This is a genomic window from Escherichia sp. MAL-1, from assembly GCF_052948035.1.
In genome coordinates, this window is the sequence record NZ_CM129609.1 from 3,089,609 (window position 1) to 3,111,821 (window position 22,213).

The 22,213-nt window shown below is 51.6% G+C and carries 24 protein-coding genes and 1 tRNA gene; 13 read left to right on the forward strand and 12 right to left on the reverse strand.

The window, feature by feature from the left end; all coding sequences use genetic code 11:
• Positions 1-118: 118 nt before the first annotated feature.
• The 6 genes from ACU8XX_RS15480 to hyaA are packed head-to-tail and all read right to left on the reverse strand — an operon-like array spanning position 119 to position 5,586.
• Positions 119-976: a hydrogenase expression/formation protein gene (locus tag ACU8XX_RS15480; protein WP_000004899.1), complete on the reverse strand. Its 858-nt coding sequence runs from the start codon at positions 974-976 to the stop codon at positions 119-121.
• Entirely contained in the window at positions 973-1,371 is a 399-nt protein-coding gene (gene hyaE, locus ACU8XX_RS15485; RefSeq protein ID WP_000063978.1) for a hydrogenase-1 operon protein HyaE, read from the reverse strand. Before hyaE ends, ACU8XX_RS15480 begins: the two co-directional genes overlap by 4 nt.
• The gene (gene hyaD / locus ACU8XX_RS15490) at positions 1,368-1,955 is read right to left on the reverse strand and encodes a hydrogenase 1 maturation protease (RefSeq protein WP_000003671.1); all 588 of its coding nucleotides are present in this window, start codon (positions 1,953-1,955) and stop codon (positions 1,368-1,370) included. Before hyaD ends, hyaE begins: the two co-directional genes overlap by 4 nt.
• On the reverse strand, positions 1,952-2,659 hold the full coding sequence (gene hyaC, locus ACU8XX_RS15495; RefSeq protein ID WP_001186424.1) for a Ni/Fe-hydrogenase b-type cytochrome subunit: 708 nt from the start codon (positions 2,657-2,659) through the stop codon (positions 1,952-1,954). Before hyaC ends, hyaD begins: the two co-directional genes overlap by 4 nt.
• An 18-nt stretch (positions 2,660-2,677) precedes the next feature.
• Complete coding sequence (hyaB, locus tag ACU8XX_RS15500; protein ID WP_000107384.1) at positions 2,678-4,471, reverse strand: Ni/Fe-hydrogenase large subunit; 1,794 nt, start codon at positions 4,469-4,471, stop codon at positions 2,678-2,680.
• Complete coding sequence (gene hyaA, locus ACU8XX_RS15505; RefSeq protein WP_001058323.1) at positions 4,468-5,586, reverse strand: hydrogenase 1 small subunit; 1,119 nt, start codon at positions 5,584-5,586, stop codon at positions 4,468-4,470. Before hyaA ends, hyaB begins: the two co-directional genes overlap by 4 nt.
• 426 nt (positions 5,587-6,012) lie before the next feature.
• Here hyaA and ACU8XX_RS15510 point away from each other — a divergent pair.
• The 3 genes from ACU8XX_RS15510 to tusE all read left to right on the forward strand — a co-directional run bounded on the left by ACU8XX_RS15510 (position 6,013) and on the right by tusE (position 7,386).
• Positions 6,013-6,100, forward strand: a tRNA-Ser gene (locus ACU8XX_RS15510).
• A gap of 206 nt (positions 6,101-6,306) precedes the next feature.
• Complete coding sequence (gene yccA, locus ACU8XX_RS15515; protein WP_000375136.1) at positions 6,307-6,966, forward strand: FtsH protease modulator YccA; 660 nt, start codon at positions 6,307-6,309, stop codon at positions 6,964-6,966.
• Positions 6,967-7,056: 90 nt separating this feature from the next.
• Complete coding sequence (tusE, locus tag ACU8XX_RS15520) at positions 7,057-7,386, forward strand: sulfurtransferase TusE (protein ID WP_000904442.1); 330 nt, start codon at positions 7,057-7,059, stop codon at positions 7,384-7,386.
• On the opposite strand, the gene yccX is transcribed toward tusE, so the two are convergent.
• Positions 7,383-7,661 carry an acylphosphatase gene (gene yccX, locus ACU8XX_RS15525; protein ID WP_000048252.1) on the reverse strand — a complete coding sequence of 93 codons (279 nt, stop codon included), beginning with the start codon at positions 7,659-7,661 and terminating at the stop codon, positions 7,383-7,385. The two genes, tusE and yccX, sit on opposite strands and share 4 nt — an antisense overlap.
• 94 nt (positions 7,662-7,755) lie before the next feature.
• Between yccX and rlmI the strand changes: the two genes are divergently transcribed.
• Positions 7,756-8,946, forward strand: a complete 1,191-nt coding sequence (gene rlmI / locus ACU8XX_RS15530) for a 23S rRNA (cytosine(1962)-C(5))-methyltransferase RlmI (RefSeq protein ID WP_000116297.1) — start codon at positions 7,756-7,758, stop codon at positions 8,944-8,946.
• A 57-nt stretch (positions 8,947-9,003) separates the two neighbouring features.
• On the forward strand, positions 9,004-9,321 hold the full coding sequence (hspQ, locus tag ACU8XX_RS15535; protein ID WP_001295356.1) for a heat shock protein HspQ: 318 nt from the start codon (positions 9,004-9,006) through the stop codon (positions 9,319-9,321).
• Positions 9,322-9,365: 44 nt separating this feature from the next.
• Here hspQ and ACU8XX_RS15540 read toward each other — a convergent pair whose 3' ends face one another.
• Positions 9,366-9,779, reverse strand: a complete 414-nt coding sequence (locus ACU8XX_RS15540; RefSeq protein ID WP_000665217.1) for a CoA-binding protein — start codon at positions 9,777-9,779, stop codon at positions 9,366-9,368.
• Positions 9,780-9,951: 172 nt separating this feature from the next.
• Between ACU8XX_RS15540 and ACU8XX_RS15545 the strand changes: the two genes are divergently transcribed.
• Positions 9,952-10,614 (forward strand): DUF2057 family protein, encoded by a 663-nt coding sequence (locus ACU8XX_RS15545; RefSeq protein ID WP_000847785.1) that lies wholly within the window; start codon positions 9,952-9,954, stop codon positions 10,612-10,614.
• Between the two features lie 95 nt (positions 10,615-10,709).
• The gene (mgsA, locus tag ACU8XX_RS15550) at positions 10,710-11,168 is read left to right on the forward strand and encodes a methylglyoxal synthase (protein ID WP_000424181.1); all 459 of its coding nucleotides are present in this window, start codon (positions 10,710-10,712) and stop codon (positions 11,166-11,168) included.
• A 31-nt stretch (positions 11,169-11,199) separates the two neighbouring features.
• On the opposite strand, the gene helD is transcribed toward mgsA, so the two are convergent.
• Positions 11,200-13,254, reverse strand: a complete 2,055-nt coding sequence (gene helD, locus ACU8XX_RS15555; protein ID WP_240765526.1) for a DNA helicase IV — start codon at positions 13,252-13,254, stop codon at positions 11,200-11,202.
• Between the two features lie 122 nt (positions 13,255-13,376).
• Here helD and ACU8XX_RS15560 point away from each other — a divergent pair, with 122 nt between their 5' ends.
• Positions 13,377-13,823, forward strand: coding sequence for a YccF domain-containing protein (locus tag ACU8XX_RS15560; RefSeq protein ID WP_001261235.1), 447 nt, complete (start codon positions 13,377-13,379; stop codon positions 13,821-13,823).
• Between the two features lie 9 nt (positions 13,824-13,832).
• Positions 13,833-15,995, forward strand: a complete 2,163-nt coding sequence (yccS, locus tag ACU8XX_RS15565) for a YccS family putative transporter (protein WP_000875061.1) — start codon at positions 13,833-13,835, stop codon at positions 15,993-15,995.
• Here the strand turns inward: yccS and sxy are convergent.
• Positions 15,958-16,587: a CRP-S regulon transcriptional coactivator Sxy gene (gene sxy / locus ACU8XX_RS15570; RefSeq protein WP_000839153.1), complete on the reverse strand. Its 630-nt coding sequence runs from the start codon at positions 16,585-16,587 to the stop codon at positions 15,958-15,960. The two genes, yccS and sxy, sit on opposite strands and share 38 nt — an antisense overlap.
• 218 nt (positions 16,588-16,805) lie before the next feature.
• Between sxy and sulA the strand changes: the two genes are divergently transcribed.
• Both sulA and ompA read left to right on the forward strand, forming a co-directional pair.
• Complete coding sequence (gene sulA, locus ACU8XX_RS15575) at positions 16,806-17,315, forward strand: SOS-induced cell division inhibitor SulA (RefSeq protein ID WP_000288710.1); 510 nt, start codon at positions 16,806-16,808, stop codon at positions 17,313-17,315.
• Between the two features lie 356 nt (positions 17,316-17,671).
• Positions 17,672-18,712: a porin OmpA gene (gene ompA, locus ACU8XX_RS15580; protein WP_000750416.1), complete on the forward strand. Its 1,041-nt coding sequence runs from the start codon at positions 17,672-17,674 to the stop codon at positions 18,710-18,712.
• A gap of 75 nt (positions 18,713-18,787) precedes the next feature.
• Here the strand turns inward: ompA and matP are convergent, their stop codons facing one another.
• Positions 18,788-19,240: a macrodomain Ter protein MatP gene (gene matP, locus ACU8XX_RS15585; RefSeq protein WP_000877161.1), complete on the reverse strand. Its 453-nt coding sequence runs from the start codon at positions 19,238-19,240 to the stop codon at positions 18,788-18,790.
• Between the two features lie 185 nt (positions 19,241-19,425).
• Here matP and ACU8XX_RS15590 point away from each other — a divergent pair, with 185 nt between their 5' ends.
• On the forward strand, positions 19,426-21,186 hold the full coding sequence (locus ACU8XX_RS15590) for an AAA family ATPase (protein WP_000156518.1): 1,761 nt from the start codon (positions 19,426-19,428) through the stop codon (positions 21,184-21,186).
• A 68-nt stretch (positions 21,187-21,254) separates the two neighbouring features.
• Positions 21,255-21,773, forward strand: coding sequence for a bifunctional 3-hydroxydecanoyl-ACP dehydratase/trans-2-decenoyl-ACP isomerase (fabA, locus tag ACU8XX_RS15595; protein ID WP_000227927.1), 519 nt, complete (start codon positions 21,255-21,257; stop codon positions 21,771-21,773).
• Positions 21,774-21,842: 69 nt separating this feature from the next.
• Here fabA and rmf read toward each other — a convergent pair whose 3' ends face one another.
• Positions 21,843-22,010 (reverse strand): ribosome modulation factor, encoded by a 168-nt coding sequence (gene rmf / locus ACU8XX_RS15600; protein WP_000828648.1) that lies wholly within the window; start codon positions 22,008-22,010, stop codon positions 21,843-21,845.
• Positions 22,011-22,213: the final 203 nt, after the last annotated feature.

Sequence of the window (22,213 nt, forward strand, 5' to 3'; positions counted from 1 at the left end):
CGAAGAGAGAAAAATAACCCGATAATGGTAGATCTCCCTCTTTATCCTGAAACTCTACGACCAGAGGTATTCGCCGATTGCGATATTCATAAGACTGAAAGCGATACTTACCGTCTTTTTACGTCGGTGCAGCTTCCGCCAGCCACTGACATACCTCGCTAAGCCGCTGCGCAGAGTCGACCAAATCTTCTGGCGCTGCCAGCACCACTTCCGGTATTGGGCAGATTTCATAACTTTCCAGTAACGGGCCTTTTAAGGTGTCCGTACAGCGTAAATGCCAGACATGGCGTAACCCCGTGGCGTTGATATAGCTCTCGCCATAGCCAATGGTACGAATCTGAATATTTCCCGGCCCACAGAGACGTGAGAGAAAAAGCCGATCAGCCTCGCTGATGGGTAATTGCGTCAGATTAATGCTGTGCGGCTGCGCGTCGGGGTTACGTACATGTGCCAGTAACTCATGCGCCAACGGTAGGCCATTCATCAGGCCATCAATGGGCGGCGGTAACAGCGAATCTGTCGGCAAGAGATTTTGCGTTGCCGCCTGCCACAACGCCAGCGGCGCGCAGCCAGCCTCCAGTTTGTCCTCCAGCAACTTTTCGCCGCGACGTCTGCGCACCCGCCATAATCCGCAGAAGATCGCCTCCTGTATTTCACTTTCACTGTCGTCAGCCTGCTGAATGCGCACTGACACTTCCCCTTCCCCGAGAAGCGTATTGATAAAGTGACGATCGTCGGCGTTGAGATTTAACAGATCGACTGCCAGCACCTCGCCCAACGGCGGTTGGCGTTCGCTTAGTTGATGTTGTAACTCGTTTAACAGCGCAATCACCTGCGGGCTGTGAGCACATTGCTCCAGGGCCGCCATACTCGGTTCATCATTCACCTGACAGGTGATCGGCAGTGGATTCATGCTGAAACTGTCATCGTTCGGTTGCGTTCCTGGCCCCAGCAGATGGAAAAAAGTTTCGCTCATGAGGCACGCTCCTGCTGCGGTTCGACAAGCCCGCGCATCAGGTTTATCAGTTCCGCCCACGGGTGAATACCATTCAGCACGCCGCGATAGTTTCCGCCGGTAAACACTAAAGTGGCAGGAAAGCGAAAGACGCCAAAGCGATCGCCGATGGCTTCGCTCTGCTCAAGGTCAGCAATCGCCACCTGCCATGTATAGTCGGGAAACTCGCGCAGTAATTCGCCAATCATTACCGGATTATCGCTGACCTCTGGCGTGCGTTTCGGGTCACTGCTTAATAACACCACGCCGTCTGGCGCTTGCGTAAGCCAGTCGTCAAGACGGGATTCACTGACTGGCGTCCAGCCGCGCGCCAGCATTCGTTGCCACAACGCATCAAATGGCGTGTCGTTGCTCATCCCTGCTCCTCCTGTGTCATCCGGTACTGGCGCAAGCGAACGCCTTCGTAATTTTCCATCGACAGACAGTCATAATTGAGACAGCGCGATTCATTAGCCGGTTGCGGCACAATTCCCCACGCAGCAAGCTGCGCCAGCGCCGCCTGTTCCGCAGCGGGCAGTTGCTCCCGTGCCAGTTCGCTCAGGCTACCGCCGTAGTCGTCGAGCATTGCGGGTTGCAGACCGACGAGGGCAATATGTGCTGGCAGATGTCCGCGGATATCCGCCAGCGCCAACACTTCGGAGAAACTGTTCTGATGCAGGCTCATTTTCTTCGCGCTGAGATAAGCCGGAATGCGTTCTCCGGCATAGGTTCGCAGCGTTCCAGGTTCCAGCCCGTAGTCAATGGCATCGAGAATCAACAGATGGCTGGCGCTTTCGACATACCCCAGCAAGTTCAGTCCCTGAGTACCGCCATCGACAATCTCCACATACTCGGGCCAGTGGTAATGGGCATACAGCCGTTCCGCCACCCGCACGCCGAAGCCTTCATCGGCCCACAGCAGGTTGCCCAGCCCCATGACCACCACGCGTTGCTCGCTCATGAACGCTCCTTGTTACTTATTTTGCCAAATTTGTGGCTACGGTAGCCGTTGACCATGGTGGAGATCACCGTGTCGTCGGACATGATGTCTTCACGCAGCGCCATGTAGACATGACCGATCACAAACGCGCCAATCAGCCACATCCCCAGCCGATGCCAGCTGTGAATGTCCATTGAGTTGCCACCCGTCCAGTAGAAAAATTCCACCACATAACGGAACGGCGCAAAAATAGCGTACTGGCTGTGTTCGCTGTACAGCGCAAAACCAGTGATGATCATAAAGACCGACATCAGGAAATAGCCGAACATCGCCGCCTGGGCGATGGGATTATGGCCTATATCGGCACTCGGACGTTTTGCCAGAAACAGATACCAGCGGATTTCATACCACACGCCCTGCCACCAGCTTTTACGCCATACCGGCACGATAAACAGCTCGCGGGAGTATCGATTGCCAACAAAAGCCCAGTAGATCCGCATCAGCAAAACCACGGTAAAAACCATCCCGGCGCTGAAGTGAATTAACCTGATGTAGCCCATATAGAACAGATACGTCGCCTCGCCGCTGACGGAAGGTAGCGGCTTGCCGATAAAGTATCCGGTGACCATCAACACCGCCATGCATAACACCGTCAACCAGTGCCAGATGCGCACTGGCGCTTCAAAGACATAGTGGCTGACAACGTTGTCGCTTTTCTGTTGCATGATGATTCTCCTTCGCTGTTAACGCACCTGCACGGAGATCAGCTCGCTACCGTCGTCGCCCAGCACGTGTGTTGAACAGGCGAGGCACGGGTCAAAGCTGTGCAGAGTACGCAGGATCTCCAGCGGTTGCTCGGGGATCGCCATTTTGGTGTTCATCAGCGCCGCTTCATAAGCGCCAATCTGCCCTTTGGGATCGCGCGGGCTGGCGTTCCAGGTGGTCGGCACCACGCACTGGTAGAGATCAATCTTGCCATCGCGAATGGCGGCCCAGTGGCCTAACGCCCCGCGCGGCGCTTCGGTAAAACCGACACCACGGCACTCTGTCGGCCAGGTTGCAGGTTCCCATTTTTCCGTGGAAGCAGTGGCGAGATTGCCGTTTTTCAGGTTGGTCATCAGCTTGTCGAAGAAATACTGCAACTTACCTGCGGCCCACTGCGCTTCGTGCGCGCGGCACAAAATGCGGCCTAACGTTGACTGGATACCGGAAAGCGGCAGGTTCAACGCCGACATCATGCGATCGACCGACTCAACGGTCGCAGCATCGCCTTTGTGATAAGCGATTAACGTGCGCGCCAGCGGCCCCACTTCCATCGCGTTACCGCGCCAGCGTGGCGCTTTGATCCACGAGTAGCGTTCCTGTTCATTCAGCTGCTGAATGTTGGTATCGCTGCCTTTGACATCGCCGGGGTTGTACCACGGGTCGGTGATGCCATCGAACGGATGACGCCCGACCTGATCGTTGGGATATCGATACCAGGCGTGGTCGACAAACTCCTGCACCTGCTGCGGATCAACCAAATCCACTGGCAGCACATTGTTGAAGTCGCCGTTAATCACCGCGCCGCCAGGCATCAGCAGACTTTTCTCGCCAAAGTCGTTGGCAATATCCGGGAATGCGCCGTAGCTGAGAACGCATTTATCAGAAAGACCAGTGCCGATTTCGCTCCACGGTTTGTTGAACTGACCGATGGCTAAGGCGTCGGGGATCATCACGTTGTTAATGAAGTCCGCCGTGCGGGTGATAATTGACTGCACCAGGTTCAGGCGTTCCATATTGACTGCCCCGACCGCGCCGCTTTCGTCAATGTTGATGGCGCAAGGCATCCCGCCGACAATCCAGTTTGGATGCGGGTTTTTACCGCCAAAGACCGCGTGGATTTTGACAATTTCACGCTGGAAATCGAGAGCTTCGAGATAGTGGGCAAAGCCCATCAGGTTAGCTTCTGGCGGCAGTTTGTACTGCGGGTGCCCCCAGTAGCCATTGCGGAAGATCCCCAACTGCCCGCCTTCAACAAATTTTTTCAGGCGGTTTTGTACGTCGAAGAAATAGCCAGGGGATGATTTCGGCCAAGAGGAGAGACTTTGCGCCAGTTCGGAGGTTTTCCGCGGGTCGGCTTTCAGCGCATCTAACACATCGATCCAGTCCATCCCGGCAAGCTGATAGAAGTGCACCAGATGATCGTGGCACCAGAGCGTTGCCAGCATAATGTTGCGGATGATATTGGCGTTGTCCGGCACTTTAATACCGATAGCATCTTCGATGGCGTAAACCGAAGCCAGGGCGTGTACGCCAGTACAGACGCCGCAGATACGTTCAACGAACGCCCACGCATCGCGCGGGTCGCGCCCTTGTAGGATGATCTCCAGCCCGCGAAACATGGTGCCGCAGGAGACGGCATTGGTGATCACATTCTGATCGTTAATATTCACTTCGCAGCGCATGTGGCCTTCGATGCGCGTAATCGGGTCGACCACCAGGCGGCGTCCGGCATTATTGATGGTGTATCCCTGAGTTTCGTACTGAGTGCTCATGCCTGTTTATCCTCATTGCCTGGCTGATGTTCGGTTTCTGTAGGTTGCTGGTTATGACGTCTGCGCTGGTCAACGGCGCTGGCGACTGCGTGCACACCAACAGCCGCTGCCACCACGCCAAGCGCGGTTAAACCGACGGTATCGGCGGTGGAATGAGTACCCATTTGCGGAATATCGACCACGCGGCTGTAGAACGAACCGCGATCCCAGAAACCATTTTCCGCACAGCCCAGGCAGCCGTGACCAGACTGGATTGGGAAAGAAACGCCATCATTCCAGCGTGTGGAGGAACAGGCGTTATAGGTGGTAGGCCCTTTGCAGCCCATTTTGTACAGGCAGTAACCTTTGCGGGCAGCGTCATCATCCCAACTCTGGACGAACTCTCCGGCGTCGAAGTGGGCGCGGCGATAGCATTTATCGTGGATTCGCTGACCATAGAACATCAGCGGACGGCCCATTCTGTCGACATCTGGCAAGCGATCAAAGGTCACCATGTAAGTAATGATGGCGCTCATCACATCCGGGATCGGCGGGCAGCCAGGTACTTTGATAATGGGTTTGTCGGTGATGACTTTGTCGATAGGCGTTGCCTGCGTCGGATTGGGCCGCGCGGCCTGCACGCAGCCCCAGGACGCGCAGGTTCCCCAGGCGATAATCGCGCTGGCTCCGGCAGCGGCACGTTTGAGTTTCTCAATAAACGGTCGACCGCTGCTGATACAGAACATCCCCTGCTCGCCCAGCGGCGGATTACCTTCTACTGCGAGGATATATTTGCCATTGTATTGCGTGATGATGTCTTCGAAGACTTCTTCCGCCTGGGTTCCGGCGGCAGCCATCAGGGTATCGTCATAATCGAGGGAAATCAGGGAAAGGATGACGTCCTTCGCCAGTGGGTGAGCGGAGCGGATAAAAGATTCGGTACAGCAGGTGCATTCCAGACCGTGGATCCATACCACCGGAATGCGGGGTTTGTTCTCCAGCGCCCAGGCAATCTTTGGTGCCATTCCCGCGCCTAATCCCAGCGACGTGGCAGCCAGACTACAATATTTGAGAAAGCTGCGCCGGGTAACGCCCTGACGCCGCATGGCCTGGTAAAATGTTTCCTCGTTATTCATATCGCACGTCTCTTCTCCTAGCAACACCGGCAGGACACCGGGCGCTTATGGTCGGCAAGCGACGTCCCTGTAGCAAGGCAAACCATCGCTTCACGTGAGATGCTGAAAACGAAAGCTCATCCTTCTGCACTGGCACACGTCGCCAGAAAGTATTGTTAATAAAGCGTAGTGAAACTTTTGCACAAAACAATACAAACTGTGTGGATTTATCTTTTAGCGATAAAAATGGACCTATTTTTCTTTTTGCCGGGCGGTGGGGATGTTTAGCCGGTTGCTAAACGAGTAAAAGAGAAGGAATCCATGGTGATGAAATGATCAATCTGCTGTTATTTCACGCTATCAATGCACTTTTGGCTGTTTTTCAGGCAAACAAACAAATTAGGGGTTTACACGCCGCATCGGGATGTTTATAGTGCGCGTCATTCCGGAAGTGTGGCCGAGCGGTTGAAGGCACCGGTCTTGAAAACCGGCGACCCGAAAGGGTTCCAGAGTTCGAATCTCTGCGCTTCCGCCAAATAAGATAAGGGGTTAGCTAAATGCTAACCCCTTTTTCTTTTGCCTGTCGAAATTCTCAGGGCGTTATATTTGCTTAATGACCTGATAATCCGCTGTTAAACCTGTTCCAGATCAAATGCGTAAAGATGGGTAAAACTTCTGGGTGCCCTTACGCATTATCATTATGCTGCTTAATTAATTACATCTGTCATAGAGAGTGACTCAATGGATCGTATTGTTAGTTCTTCACATGACCGTACATCACTGCTTAGCACCCATAAGGTGCTGCGTAATACCTATTTTCTGCTGAGCCTGACGCTGGCCTTTTCGGCGATTACCGCAACTGCCAGTACGGTGCTGATGCTGCCATCTCCGGGTCTGATTCTGACGCTGGTGGGTATGTATGGTTTGATGTTCCTGACCTATAAAACGGCGAATAAGCCGACCGGGATTATCTCCGCATTCGCCTTTACCGGTTTTCTGGGTTATATCCTCGGACCAATTCTGAACACCTATCTGTCTGCCGGAATGGGTGACGTAATCGCTATGGCACTGGGCGGAACGGCGTTAGTGTTCTTCTGCTGCTCTGCATATGTGCTGACCACCCGCAAAGATATGTCGTTCCTCGGCGGTATGCTGATGGCGGGTATTGTGGTGGTGCTGATTGGTATGGTTGCTAATATCTTCCTGCAGCTGCCTGCTCTGCATCTGGCGATCAGCGCGGTCTTCATTTTGATCTCCTCTGGCGCTATTTTGTTTGAAACCAGCAACATCATTCATGGCGGTGAAACGAACTATATTCGTGCCACGGTTAGCCTGTATGTTTCGCTGTACAACATCTTCGTCAGCCTGCTGAGCATTCTGGGCTTCGCTAGCCGCGATTAATCTCACCCGCTAACACTTTCATAGCCTCGCTTTATGCGGGGCTTTGTTTTTTGTTACACTGCCGCCAGTCTGATTAAGGTAGTAATAATTATGCTGATCTTCGAAGGTAAAGAGATAGAAACGGATACCGAAGGCTATCTCAAAGAAAGCAGCCAGTGGAGTGAGCCGCTGGCTGTGGTGATTGCAGAGAACGAAGGGATTTCGCTGTCACCGGAACACTGGGAAGTGGTGCGTTTTGTGCGTGATTTCTATCTGGAATTCAATACTTCTCCGGCGATTCGTATGCTGGTAAAAGCGATGGCGAATAAATTTGGCGAAGAAAAAGGTAACAGCCGCTATTTATACCGACTGTTTCCGAAAGGTCCGGCTAAGCAAGCCACCAAAATTGCTGGCCTGCCAAAACCGGTAAAATGTATTTAACGGATACGAAAATCGGTTAATTCCCCCGAGGGATGATGCGGCTCGCTGAGCACCCGTTCTACACGCGCAGAACGCGGGCCGCCACTCTTTAACCACTGCATTAATTTTTCCACCTGCCCTTCTTCACCGCAAGCAACCACTTCCACGCTGCCATCGTCAAGATTTTTGGCGTACCCGGTTAAACCCAGTCTTTTCGCTTCGTACTGTGTGGTGTAGCGAAATCCTACGCCCTGAACTCGCCCGTAAACCCAGGCAATTATGCAGACTTTCGACATTGCTGCTCTCCTTATCCTTAATGGACGCGTTGCAAATCCATGGAAAACTCCGGACAATGACGCCCATTTCTTTGCATCGACAGAAAAGTAAATTATGAGTGTACGTTTAGTGTTAGCCAAAGGGCGCGAAAAATCATTACTTCGTCGCCATCCGTGGGTCTTTTCCGGGGCCGTTGCCCGCATGGAAGGTAAAGCCAGCCTCGGTGAAACCATCGATATTGTTGATCATCAGGGAAAATGGTTAGCACGCGGCGCTTATTCGCCAGCTTCGCAAATCCGGGCGCGCGTCTGGACGTTTGACCCGTCTGAGTCTATCGACATTGCTTTTTTTTCCCGCCGTTTGCAACAAGCACAAAAATGGCGTGACTGGCTGGCGCAAAAAGATGGCCTCGACAGCTATCGTTTAATCGCCGGAGAATCTGATGGCCTGCCGGGTATTACTATCGATCGTTTCGGTAATTTTCTGGTGCTGCAACTGCTGAGTGCTGGGGCAGAATATCAGCGCGCGGCATTAATTAGTGCCCTGCAAACGCTGTACCCGGAATGTTCGATTTACGATCGCAGCGACGTCGCGGTACGTAAAAAAGAAGGAATGGAGCTGACCCAGGGCCCCGTCACCGGCGAGTTGCCACCTGCCCTGCTGCCGATTGAAGAACACGGAATGAAACTGCTGGTGGATATTCAGCACGGACACAAAACGGGCTACTACCTGGACCAGCGTGATAGCCGCCTGGCTACCCGCCGCTACGTTGAAAATAAACGTGTGCTGAACTGTTTCTCCTATACCGGTGGTTTCGCCGTATCGGCACTGATGGGCGGTTGCAGCCAGGTTGTCAGCGTTGATACCTCCCAGGAAGCGCTGGATATTGCACGGCAGAACGTTGAGCTGAACAAACTGGATCTGAGCAAGGCTGAGTTTGTCCGTGATGATGTCTTTAAATTGCTGCGTACTTATCGCGATCGCGGTGAAAAATTTGACGTTATCGTGATGGACCCGCCGAAGTTTGTTGAGAATAAAAGCCAGTTGATGGGCGCGTGTCGGGGCTATAAAGATATCAACATGCTGGCGATTCAGTTGCTGAATGAAGGCGGTATTCTCCTGACTTTCTCCTGTTCCGGTCTGATGACCAGCGATTTATTTCAGAAAATCATCGCGGATGCCGCAATTGATGCCGGCCGTGATGTACAATTTATAGAGCAGTTCCGTCAGGCAGCCGATCATCCGGTGATCGCTACCTACCCGGAAGGGCTATATCTGAAAGGGTTTGCCTGTCGCGTCATGTAACTTGAAATGTGGAATTTTACCCTTATATCAAAGGTAAAGATTTCCCGGGAGGTGACTATGATTGCCAGCAAATTCGGTATCGGCCAGCAGGTCCGCCATTCCCTGTTAGGTTATCTCGGAGTGGTCGTGGATATCGACCCGGTTTATTCGCTCTCTGAACCGTCGCCTGATGAGCTGGCGGTGAATGACGAGCTTCGCGCCGCTCCGTGGTATCACGTGGTGATGGAGGACGATAACGGCCTACCGGTTCATACCTACCTGGCTGAAGCCCAGCTAAGTAGCGAATTGCAGGATGAACATCCTGAACAGCCATCCATGGATGAGCTGGCGCAGACCATCCGCAAACAACTCCAGGCCCCGCGTCTGCGTAACTGATCCCTGAACGAATCCCCGGAAGGTTTTTGCCTTCCGGGGATTTTTTATTTGGCCAGGCCCAGGCGAGGGATCTCAATAGCCGGGCAGCGATCCATCACCACATTTAACCCGGCATCCCGTGCCAGTACTGCCGCTTGCTCATTAATCACCCCCAGTTGCATCCAGAGGGTTTTCGCGCCAATGGCGATAGCTTCCTGCGCCACGCCCCACGCAGCTTCTGAATTACGGAAAACATCGACCATATCGACTTTTTCCGGAACGTCTGCCAGCGTGCCATACCCCTGCTGGCCCAGCAGCGTTTTGCCGGCAACTTTTGGCGAAACCGGAATGACGTGATACCCCTGGTCGAGTAGATATTTCATCACGCGATAGCTGGGACGATCGGGTTTGTCGCTTGCCCCCACCAGCGCAATGGTGTGAGTGGACGTTAAAATACCTGCAATATCGGTTTCTTTCATTATTTCCTCCAGACTGTTTAACAAAGTGTACGACAAAGCCGACATGCCAACCATGCAGCTAATACGAATGAATGAGAGCAAAAGCGGGAAATATGTCTATATGTTAGTAAGTATGATTAAAGAAAAATTTTGACACATTATTATTCGGGCGGTCTTTTGACAGGAGCTACCTATGAAAACCGGCATCGTGACCACCTTGATTGCATTATGTTTGCCGGTATCCGTTTTTGCCACCACGCTGCGGCTTTCAACCGATGTCGATCTTCTGGTACTCGACGGCAAGAAGGTTTCCAGCTCTCTGCTGCGCGGTGCGGACAGCATTGAACTGGATAATGGACCGCATCAGTTAGTGTTTCGCGTTGAGAAGACGATTCATCTTTCCAATAGTGAAGAACGGCTGTATATCTCCCCACCGCTGGTGGTCAGTTTTAATACCCAGCTCATCAACCAGGTCAATTTTCGCCTGCCTCGCCTGGAGAATGAGCGGGAAGCTAACCATTTTGATGCCGCGCCGCACCTTGAATTGTTGGATGGCGATGCGACGCCAATTCCGGTAAAGCTGGATATTCTCGCCATTACCTCAACGGCAAAAACGATTGATTATGAGGTCGAGGTTGAACGCTATAACAAATCCGCGAAACGCGCTTCACTACCGCAATTTGCCACGATGATGGCAGATGACAGTACGCTGCTTTCGGGTGTTTCCGAGCTGGATGCTATTCCACCGCAGTCTCAGGTGCTCACAGAACAACGGCTGAAGTATTGGTTTAAACTGGCTGACCCACAAACGCGAAATACTTTCCTGCAGTGGGCGGAAAAACAACCATCTTCCTGAGATTTTTGTGCCTGTGCGCAGGCTTTTTCGGTCTTTATCTTGCAGCGATAAGTGCTTACAGTAATCTGTAGGAAAGTTAACTACGGATGTACATTATGGAACTGACGACTCGCACTTTACCTGCGCGGAAACATATTGCGCTGGTGGCACACGATCACTGCAAACAAATGCTGATGAGCTGGGTGGAACGGCATCAACCGTTACTGGAACAACACGTACTGTATGCAACAGGCACTACCGGTAACTTAATTTCCCGCGCGACCGGCATGAACGTCAACGCGATGTTGAGTGGCCCAATGGGGGGTGACCAGCAGGTTGGCGCATTGATCTCAGAAGGGAAAATTGATGTATTGATTTTCTTCTGGGATCCACTAAATGCCGTGCCGCACGATCCTGACGTGAAAGCCTTGCTGCGTCTGGCGACGGTATGGAACATTCCGGTCGCCACCAACGTGGCAACGGCAGACTTCATAATCCAGTCGCCGCATTTCAACGACGCGGTCGATATTCTGATCCCCGATTATCAGCGTTATCTCGCGGACCGTCTGAAGTAATATTGCACAGGTGGCAAACGCCACCTGTTTCTTACGGTTTTCTCGCCACCGGCACATCCAGATTTTTCAGTATTTCCACAAAGGGAGAGGGATTCTCTTTGTTAAACAGTGCCCATACCCGATGGCGTGCCCGGGTCAGCGCCACGTACATTAACCGCCGTTCTTCAGCGTCCGGGAAATCCTCAACCGGTGGCAGTAGCGCCTCTTCCATAATCGACTCCCGCGCCGCAGCCGGAAAACCATCACTTCCCTCCTGCAAGCCAACGATGATGACGTAATCCGCCTGTTGCCCTTTGCTGGCATGAATGGTCATAAAGTCGATTTGCAACTTCGGCCAGCGTGTTGCCGCTTTTTCCAGGCTGGCAGGCCTCATGTGATGGTAACGCGCCAGGATCAGAATGCGCTCTTCCGGTTTGGCATAACCAGAGAGCTTATCCAGCAAAGCGTCAAGTTGACTCTCATCCAATAACGTGACGGCTTTTTTGTCTCCATTGGTTAAGCTGTTTAGCGGCTTTTTCAGCTGGCCTGGGTTCTGCTGAATAAACCGGTTTGCCACCTCACCGATACGACTGTTAAAACGGTAAGTCGTGTCTAAATCACAGCGTTCGCCTTCACCAAAGTTTTCATGGAAAGCGGTGGTGAGCGACATTTGCGCACCGCTGAATCGGTAAATCGCCTGCCAGTCATCACCAACAGCGAACAACGTCGTCTGACTGTTTTGCTTGCGTAATGCCGCTAACAACGCTGCCCGCTGCGGCGAGATATCCTGAAATTCATCAACCAGAATATGCTTCCACGGGCTGATAAAGCGACCTTTCTCCAGAATCACAATCGCCTGATGAATAAGGCCCGAAAAATCGACAGCGTTTTCTGCCTTCAGCGCACCTTTCCAGGCTTTTAATAACGGGGCCATCAACTTGATACGTTTACTGAACAGATCGCGAATCTCTTCGGGTGCACTGGCAATCATTTCTGCCTGTGCACCACCGTGCATCCGCATCAGACTTACCCAGCGATCGAGGCGAGAGGCAAGGCGACGCTGTAATTTTTCATCATCCCAGAAGTTACCTTCTGGCACTGACCACTGCATTTCTTCCGTCAGCCATTGCCGCCAGCCCTTCGCCTGCGCTTTCTTTTCGCTGCATTGCTTGCGCCACTCAGCAATAAAGAGTTCATGACGGGCAGCGGTATCATTTTCCAGTTTGCTGACTATCGGAACTTTTTTGCTGCCCTGCTGAATAATATGCAGCGCCAGCGCATGAAACGTGCGTGCGGTAATGTCTTCGGTATGTAGCCGTTCGCGAATCCGCTCGTCCATCTCTTCAGCGGCTTTGCGACCAAACGCCAGCAATAAAATTTGCTCAGGGGACGCTTCACCACGCGCCAGCAACCAGCCTGCACGGGCCACCAGCACCGACGTTTTTCCGCTTCCTGCACCTGCCAGCACTAACAGAGAATGCTCGCCATTAACGACTGCCCGGGCCTGCGCCGGATTCAGCGGTGAAGACTCGACCTGGCGGAAAAAATCCGCATACTCGGTAAGCATGGCTTCGGTATACGCCTGGTTATGCTGCAACCGAGCGCTTTCAATATCTTTCAACCAGGCCTGACATTTACGCCACGCCTCACGGCAGTTATCGAATTCTTCCAGTCGGTTAACCGGCAACGGCAACGCCGACAAAGCCTGGCGGATTTGTTGCTGAACGCCAGAGGTTTGCTCACGCGTCAGCCATTTATTTTCTCCAGTGCGCGTGGCAATCAAATCCAGTTGCTGGCGTAAAACACCAGACGCAATTTCGCTCATCTCGCCACTCCACTGCCGCCAGTGAGCATCAAGATGATGGTAAAAACGCTGCGTCTCGCCCCATTCGGTGCCGTGCAGACGCACCACTTTTTCGTCCGGCAGTACAAATTCCAGCTCGCCCCATACCAGACCGCGCTTACAGTGAATCGCCAGTAATTGATTGAAAGGAATAAGGTATTCGTGGCGATCGCCGGAGACTTTAATCCCGGCATTGAGGATCACCGCCCGATCGTAAGGGTGCTGTGCCAGACGTTTTCCAAGCGTTGTCGCTTTCAGTTCCATGACTCTGTAGATCCACACGAAATTATTTCTTATCAGTGTAACCGTCAGAGAAAACGTGCTCCAGCCCAAAAAAACGTTACAATTGCCGCCCATTACTGAAAACCACAGTAAAGCGAGGTTTTATGCGTACCGTTTTGAACATTCTGAACTTTGTGCTTGGCGGATTTGCCACCACTCTGGGCTGGCTGTTGGCGACTCTGGTCAGTATTGTGCTGATTTTTACCTTACCGCTGACACGATCCTGCTGGGAGATCACTAAACTGTCTCTGGTGCCTTATGGCAATGAAGCTATTCATGTCGATGAACTGAACCCGGCTGGCAAAAATGTGCTGCTGAATACTGGCGGTACGGTATTGAATATTTTCTGGCTGATTTTCTTTGGCTGGTGGTTATGCCTGATGCACATTGCAACGGGCATCGCACAATGTATTTCAATCATTGGCATTCCTGTCGGCATTGCGAACTTTAAAATTGCCGCTATTGCACTATGGCCGGTTGGTCGTCGCGTGGTATCGGTAGAAACAGCGCAAGCTGCGCGTGAAGCCAATGCACGTCGTCGTTTTGAATAATCCACTAATATGGCCTTTATGCTAAGTCCTTTGCTCAAACGCTATACCTGGAACAGCGCCTGGCTGTATTACGCGCGTATTTTTATTGCGCTTTGTGGAACCACAGCGTTTCCGTGGTGGCTGGGTGATGTAAAACTGACGATTCCGCTAACGCTGGGGATGGTGGCAGCGGCGCTGACCGATCTCGATGACCGACTGGCGGGACGTTTGCGTAACCTCATCATTACGCTGTTCTGCTTTTTTATCGCCTCGGCCTCAGTAGAATTGCTGTTTCCCTGGCCCTGGCTATTTGCGATTGGCTTAACGCTCTCTACCAGCGGCTTCATTTTGCTCGGCGGTCTGGGTCAACGCTATGCAACAATTGCCTTCGGTGCATTGCTGATCGCCATTTACACTATGTTGGGAACATCACTGTATGAGCACTGGTATCAGCAGCCGATGTATCTGCTGGCCGGTGCCGTCTGGTACAACGTCCTGACACTTATTGGTCATCTGCTGTTCCCGGTCCGCCCGCTGCAGGACAACCTGGCGCGTTGCTATGAACAACTGGCGCGTTATCTTGAGCTCAAGTCGCGCATGTTTGATCCTGATATTGAAGATCAAAGCCAGGCACCGCTGTACGATTTGGCTCTCGCCAACGGTCTGCTGATGGCGACATTGAATCAGACGAAACTCTCGCTGCTGACCCGCTTACGTGGCGATCGTGGTCAACGGGGAACGCGTCGCACGCTGCATTATTACTTTGTCGCACAGGATATTCACGAGCGTGCCAGCTCTTCTCATATTCAGTATCAAACATTGCGTGAACATTTTCGCCACAGCGACGTGCTGTTCCGTTTTCAGCGGCTGATGTCGATGCAGGGCCAGGCGTGCCAGCAACTGTCACGCTGTATTTTGTTGCGTCAGCCTTATCAACATGATCCGCATTTTGAGCGCGCTTTTACGCATATTGATGCTGCGCTGGAGCGGATGCGCGATAACGGCGCACCCGCCGATTTACTCAAAACACTGGGATTTTTGCTGAACAATTTACGCGCCATTGATGCCCAACTGGCAACAATTGAATCAGAACAGGCCCAGGCACTACCCCATAATAATGACGAAAATGAGCTCGCTGATGACAGCCCGCACGGGTTGAGTGATATCTGGCTGCGTCTTAGCCGTCACTTCACGCCGGAATCCGCCCTCTTCCGTCATGCGGTAAGAATGTCGCTGGTGTTGTGCTTCGGCTACGCCATCATTCAGATAACCGGAATGCATCACGGGTATTGGATCTTGCTGACAAGTTTGTTTGTCTGCCAGCCAAACTATAACGCCACGCGCCACCGCCTGAAGTTAAGGATTATTGGTACGCTGGTAGGTATCGCCATTGGCATTCCTGTGCTGTGGTTTGTGCCATCACTGGAAGGGCAGCTGGTGCTGCTGGTTATTACCGGCGTGCTCTTTTTTGCCTTCCGTAACGTGCAATACGCTCATGCAACGATGTTCATCACACTTTTGGTGCTACTGTGTTTTAACTTACTGGGTGAAGGTTTTGAAGTAGCGTTACCTCGCGTAATCGATACGCTGATTGGTTGTGCCATTGCGTGGGCGGCAGTGAGCTACATCTGGCCTGACTGGCAGTTTCGCAATCTGCCGCGCATGCTCGAACGCGCCACAGAGGCCAACTGTCGGTATCTCGATGCCATACTGGAGCAATACCATCAGGGGCGTGATAACCGTCTGGCGTATCGTATTGCCCGCCGCGATGCACACAACCGTGATGCTGAGCTGGCGTCGGTGGTATCAAATATGTCCAGCGAGCCGAACGTTACCCCGCAAATTCGCGAAGCCGCGTTTCGGTTGCTGTGCCTTAACCATACGTTTACCAGCTATATCTCAGCCCTCGGTGCTCACCGGGAGCAGTTAACTAATCCTGAAATTCTGGCGTTTCTTGATGACGCAGTTTGCTATGTTGATGACGCGTTACATCATCAACCTGCTGATGAAGAACGCGTCAATGAGGCATTAGCTAGCCTGAAACAGCGGATGCAGCAACTTGAACCACGGGCAGACAGCAAAGAACCTCTGGTCGTACAACAAGTTGGATTATTGATTGCATTACTGCCTGAGATTGGTCGTCTGCAACGCCAGATTACTCAAGTTCCGCAGGAAACTCCTGTTTCGGCGTAAGAGAGTCAGCCCATTCTGCAAGCTCCTGGCGGCGTGCCACCGGGAGCGCAGCTTCATGAATGCCGATAATGGCACCTTCAAGCATAAACAGAATCTTTTCTGTCACCAGACTGTTTTGCTGCCGCAGTCGCAACCAACACATTTTTGCCCCAAGTATACGTAACGCCCGTACATCCTTAATCCCCACCTCCCCGAGAATCGCTTCCAGATGAAAAGACATATTGGGCAAATCTTTCAGTCTTTCCCGGGTATTGCGCGTGCTTTTCTCTTTCAGCGCTGCATCGAGAGAATATTTCGACAGACGCACCAGCTTCAGTTGATTTCGCCATAGACTTTCATCAACCCGATAGTAATTGAGGGTAACGGATCGGCCACACTTTTTATATGTCAGCCAGACAGGCGGATGTTTTACACAGTACTGTGCACTTTGCTCACAAGCCCGAAGATACAACTCACCATCAGAAACCATCGCAAACACCGTGTCGTCAACGGTCAGGCTGTAACTGCCAAACAATGATCGGTATTCAATTGTGCCCAACGTTGCCAGGTATTCTTGTGATTTATAGATCCGCTTATAGGAGAGGCTTTTCATAAAATTCCTTTTAAAATCATAACATAAAAGAATGATTCACATTAACGGATCCGTTAACTACGAAAATAGGCAACTTATTCTTAAGGGGCAAGATTAATTTATGTTTTCCCGTCACCAACGACAAAATTTGCGAGGCTCTTTCCGAAAATAGGGTTGATCTTTGTTGTCACTGGATGTACTGTACATCCATACAGTAACTCACAGGGGCTGGATTGATTATGTACACTTCAGGCTATGCACATCGTTCTTCGTCGTTCTCATCCGCAGCAAGTAAAATTGCGCGTGTCTCTACGGAAAACACTACAGCCGGGCTTATCAGTGAAGTTGTCTATCGCGAAGATCAGCCCATGATGACGCAACTTCTACTGTTGCCATTGTTACAGCAACTCGGTCAGCAATCGCGCTGGCAACTCTGGTTAACACCGCAACAAAAACTGAGTCGGGAATGGGTTCAGGCATCTGGGCTACCCTTAACGAAAGTAATGCAGATTAGCCAGCTCTCCCCTTGCCACACTGTGGAGTCAATGGTTCGCGCTTTACGCACGGGCAATTACAGTGTGGTGATCGGTTGGTTGGCAGATGATTTGACTGAAGAAGAGCATGCTGAACTTGTTGATGCGGCAAATGAAGGTAACGCTATGGGGTTTATTATGCGTCCGGTAAGCGCATCCTCTCACGCCACGAGACAACTTTCCGGGCTAAAAATTCACTCTAATTTGTATCATTAAGTAAATTTAGGATTAATCCTGGAACTTTTTTTGTCGCCCAGCCAATGCTTTCAGTCGTGACTAATTTTCCTTGCGGAGGCTTGTCTGAAGCGGTTTCCGCGATTCTCTTCTGTAAATTGTCGCTGACAAAAAAGATTAAACATACCTTATACAAGACTTTTTTTTCATATGCCTGACGGAGTTCACACTTGTAAGTTTTCAACTACGTTGTAGACTTTACATCGCCAGGGGTGCTCGGCATAAGCCGAAGATATCGGTAGAGTTAATATTGAGCAGATCCCCCGGTGAAGGATTTAACCGTGTTATCTCGTTGGAGATATTCATGGCGTATTTTGGATGATAACGAGGCGCAAAAAATGAAAAAGACAGCTATCGCGATTGCAGTGGCACTGGCTGGTTTCGCTACCGTAGCGCAGGCCGCTCCGAAAGATAACACCTGGTACACTGGTGCTAAACTGGGCTGGTCCCAGTACCATGACACTGGTTTCATCAACAACAATGGCCCGACCCATGAAAACCAACTGGGCGCTGGTGCTTTTGGTGGTTACCAGGTTAACCCGTATGTTGGCTTTGAAATGGGTTACGACTGGTTAGGTCGTATGCCGTACAAAGGCAGCGTTGAAAACGGTGCATACAAAGCTCAGGGCGTTCAACTGACCGCTAAACTGGGTTACCCAATCACTGACGACCTGGACATCTACACTCGTCTGGGTGGTATGGTATGGCGTGCAGACACTAAATCCAACGTTTATGGTAAAAACCACGACACCGGCGTTTCTCCGGTCTTCGCTGGCGGTGTTGAGTACGCGATCACTCCTGAAATCGCTACCCGTCTGGAATACCAGTGGACCAACAACATCGGTGACGCACACACCATCGGCACTCGTCCGGACAACGGCATGCTGAGCCTGGGTGTTTCCTACCGTTTCGGTCAGGGCGAAGCAGCTCCAGTAGTTGCTCCGGCTCCAGCTCCGGCACCGGAAGTACAGACCAAGCACTTCACTCTGAAGTCTGACGTTCTGTTCAACTTCAACAAAGCAACCCTGAAACCGGAAGGTCAGGCTGCTCTGGATCAGCTGTACAGCCAGCTGAGCAACCTGGATCCGAAAGACGGTTCCGTAGTTGTTCTGGGTTACACCGACCGCATCGGTTCTGACGCTTACAACCAGGGTCTGTCCGAGCGCCGTGCTCAGTCTGTTGTTGATTACCTGATCTCCAAAGGTATCCCGGCAGACAAGATCTCCGCACGTGGTATGGGCGAATCCAACCCGGTTACTGGCAACACCTGTGACAACGTGAAACAGCGTGCTGCACTGATCGACTGCCTGGCTCCGGATCGTCGCGTAGAGATCGAAGTTAAAGGTATCAAAGACGTTGTAACTCAGCCGCAGGCTTAAGTTCTCGTCTGGTAGAAAAACCCCGCTGCTGCGGGGTTTTTTTTGCCTTTAGTAAATTGAACTGACTTTCGTCAGTTATTCCTTACCCAGCAATGCCTGCAGATCCTGCTTCAGAGAAGACATTTTATTCGCGTATTTCTCTTTGTTTTCCGCATCTTCAATCAGCTGAACAATCGTTTCAGAAAGCGTTTTACCGCGACGCTGCGCAAGACCAGCCAGACGTTGCCAGACAATAAATTCCAGATCGATCGATTTTTTGCGCGTATGCTGGTGTTCCGCATTAAAATGGCGCTTTCGTCTTGCCCGAATGGTTTGCTTCATGCGATTGACCAGTTCCGGATTCATATGCTTGTCAATCCAGCCATTTACCAGCACGGGTTCATTTTCCAGCGAGAGCAACACATCGACGGCTTCCTGGGCGGCACTGGCTTCTATGTAACGGGTGATTAACTCCCCTTCGCGATGCTTCTTAACCAGATACTTCCATTTCCAACCGCTTTCAAGATTTTCAAGTTGTTGATATTTCATAGCGATCTCAATGTTACCGTGTAACTCTTTACAGAATATCAGCTTTTTAGGCCAGTGAAGAAAAGAATCTCCATCCTGTGAGCTTTAACGCCCATGCCAGGAGTATTGTCGGTGCTTTCTACGTGTGCTGTAGTGCCGGTTACGGTATAATCGCGGCTTTGACAACAGACTAAAAAACATCAACTTTGACCATTACGAAACTTGCATGGCGTGACCTGGTTCCTGATACCGATAGCTATCAGGAAATATTTGCTCAGCCACATTTGATTGACGAAAACGATCCTTTATTCAGTGATACTCAACCGCGGCTGCAATTTGCGCTGGAGCAGTTGCTGCATACGCGAGCATCCTCCTCTTTTATGCTGGCGAAGGCCCCGGAAGAGTCTGAGTATCTGAATCTTATTGCCAATGCCGCGCGTACGCTACAAAGCGATGCAGGCCAACTGGTGGGCGGTCACTATGAGGTTTCCGGCCACTCCATCCGCTTACGTCACGCAGTGAGTGCAGATGATAATTTTGCGACTTTAACGCAAGTTGTCGCTGCCGACTGGGTAGAAGCGGAGCAACTCTTTGGCTGCCTGCGCCAGTTTAATGGCGACATTACCCTGCAGCCTGGTCTGGTGCATCAGGCAAATGGCGGTATTCTCATCATCTCTTTGCGTACACTGCTGGCGCAACCTCTGCTGTGGATGCGGCTGAAAAATATCGTTAACCGCGAGCGTTTTGACTGGGTTGCGTTTGATGAGTCGCGCCCTCTCCCCGTCTCTGTGCCTTCGATGCCATTGAAGCTGAAAGTCATTCTGGTAGGCGAACGCGAATCATTGGCTGATTTCCAGGAGATGGAGCCAGAGCTTTCAGAGCAGGCTATTTATAGCGAATTTGAAGATACTCTGCAGATTGTCGATGCGGAGTCAGTAACCCAGTGGTGTCGCTGGGTGACATTTACCGCCAGACATAATCACTTACCTGCACCGGGAGCGGATGCCTGGCCGATACTTATCCGCGAAGCAGCACGCTACACCGGTGAACAAGAAACACTTCCGCTTAGCCCGCAGTGGATCCTCCGCCAGTGTAAAGAGGTCGCCTCCCTGTGTGATGGCGACACCTTCTCCGGCGAGCAGCTAAACTTAATGCTGCAGCAGCGTGAATGGCGCGAAGGTTTCCTCGCTGAACGTATGCAGGATGAGATCCTTCAGGAGCAAATCCTGATTGAAACCGAAGGCGAACGCATCGGGCAAATTAACGCCCTTTCGGTCATTGAATTTCCGGGTCATCCACGCGCTTTTGGCGAACCTTCTCGCATTAGCTGCGTTGTGCATATTGGCGATGGTGAATTCACCGACATCGAACGCAAAGCGGAGCTTGGCGGCAATATCCATGCGAAAGGGATGATGATCATGCAAGCGTTCCTGATGTCGGAACTACAGCTTGAGCAACAGATCCCCTTCTCAGCATCGCTGACATTTGAGCAGTCATACAGTGAAGTTGATGGAGATAGTGCCTCGATGGCTGAACTCTGCGCCCTGATAAGCGCCCTCGCCGATGTGCCGGTGAATCAGAGTATCGCTATCACAGGTTCAGTCGATCAGTTCGGTCGCGCCCAGCCGGTCGGTGGTTTAAATGAGAAAATCGAAGGCTTCTTTGCTATTTGCCAGCAACGTGAGTTAACCGGGAAACAAGGTGTCATTATCCCCACAGCTAACGTTCGCCATTTAAGTCTTCACAGTGAACTGGTGAAAGCGGTAGAAGAAGGCAAATTCACCATCTGGGCAGTAGACGATGTGACTGACGCACTGCCGTTATTATTAAATCTGGTGTGGGATGGCGAAGGCCAAACGACGCTGATGCAAACCATCCAGGAACGTATCGCGCAAGCATCGCAACAGGAAGGACGTCACCGTTTTCCATGGCCATTACGTTGGCTGAACTGGTTTATTCCGAACTGATCGGACTTGTTCAGCGTACACGTGTTAGCTATCCTGCGTGCTTCAATAAAATAAGGCTTACAGAGAACATGGTAGATAAACGCGAATCCTATACAAAAGAAGACCTTCTTGCCTCTGGTCGCGGTGAACTGTTTGGCGCTAAAGGCCCGCAATTGCCAGCACCGAACATGCTGATGATGGACCGTGTGGTCAAAATGACCGAAACGGGTGGTAACTTCGACAAAGGGTATGTTGAAGCAGAACTGGATATCAATCCGGATCTGTGGTTCTTCGGATGCCACTTTATTGGCGATCCGGTTATGCCGGGATGCCTGGGCCTGGACGCAATGTGGCAGCTGGTAGGGTTCTACCTCGGCTGGCTGGGCGGCGAAGGTAAAGGCCGCGCGCTGGGCGTTGGCGAAGTGAAATTCACTGGTCAGGTACTGCCGACAGCGAAAAAAGTGACCTACCGTATTCACTTTAAACGCATTGTTAACCGTCGTCTGATTATGGGCCTGGCGGATGGCGAAGTGCTGGTTGATGGTCGTCTGATCTATACCGCCAGCGACCTGAAAGTCGGTCTGTTCCAGGATACGTCTGCCTTCTGATTATAATCAGACAGAGTATCAAAAGGCGAAACCTCCGCAATGCGGAGGTTTCTTTTTAAAGAGACAGAATCAGGCCATTACTACCCTGTCCGCCATGGCTTCTCGCCAGCCTCCCAGCCATTGTGACCTTTGATTCAGCGTCTGATAGGGACACATTTCTTTTGAGCGTCCGGCGATGCCGGCCTGATAACCACGTTGATGTGCCCGTTCCAGGCGATCTCGTTTTTGTCTCTTCATGCCTCGTTTCCCTCATACTGGTTTCTGGTGGAAAAGAAAACAGTGATTACTAAATGTGCAATCACAGTTAAGCAATACCGCGAATCATAACTGCCGTCAATGCGCAAAATTCACGCCACTGTCATATTTGTGAGCTACACGGGCATGTCGGTTGTACAAAAAATGTGAAGAGGAACAAATTTTTCCGCACGTTAGAGACAAAA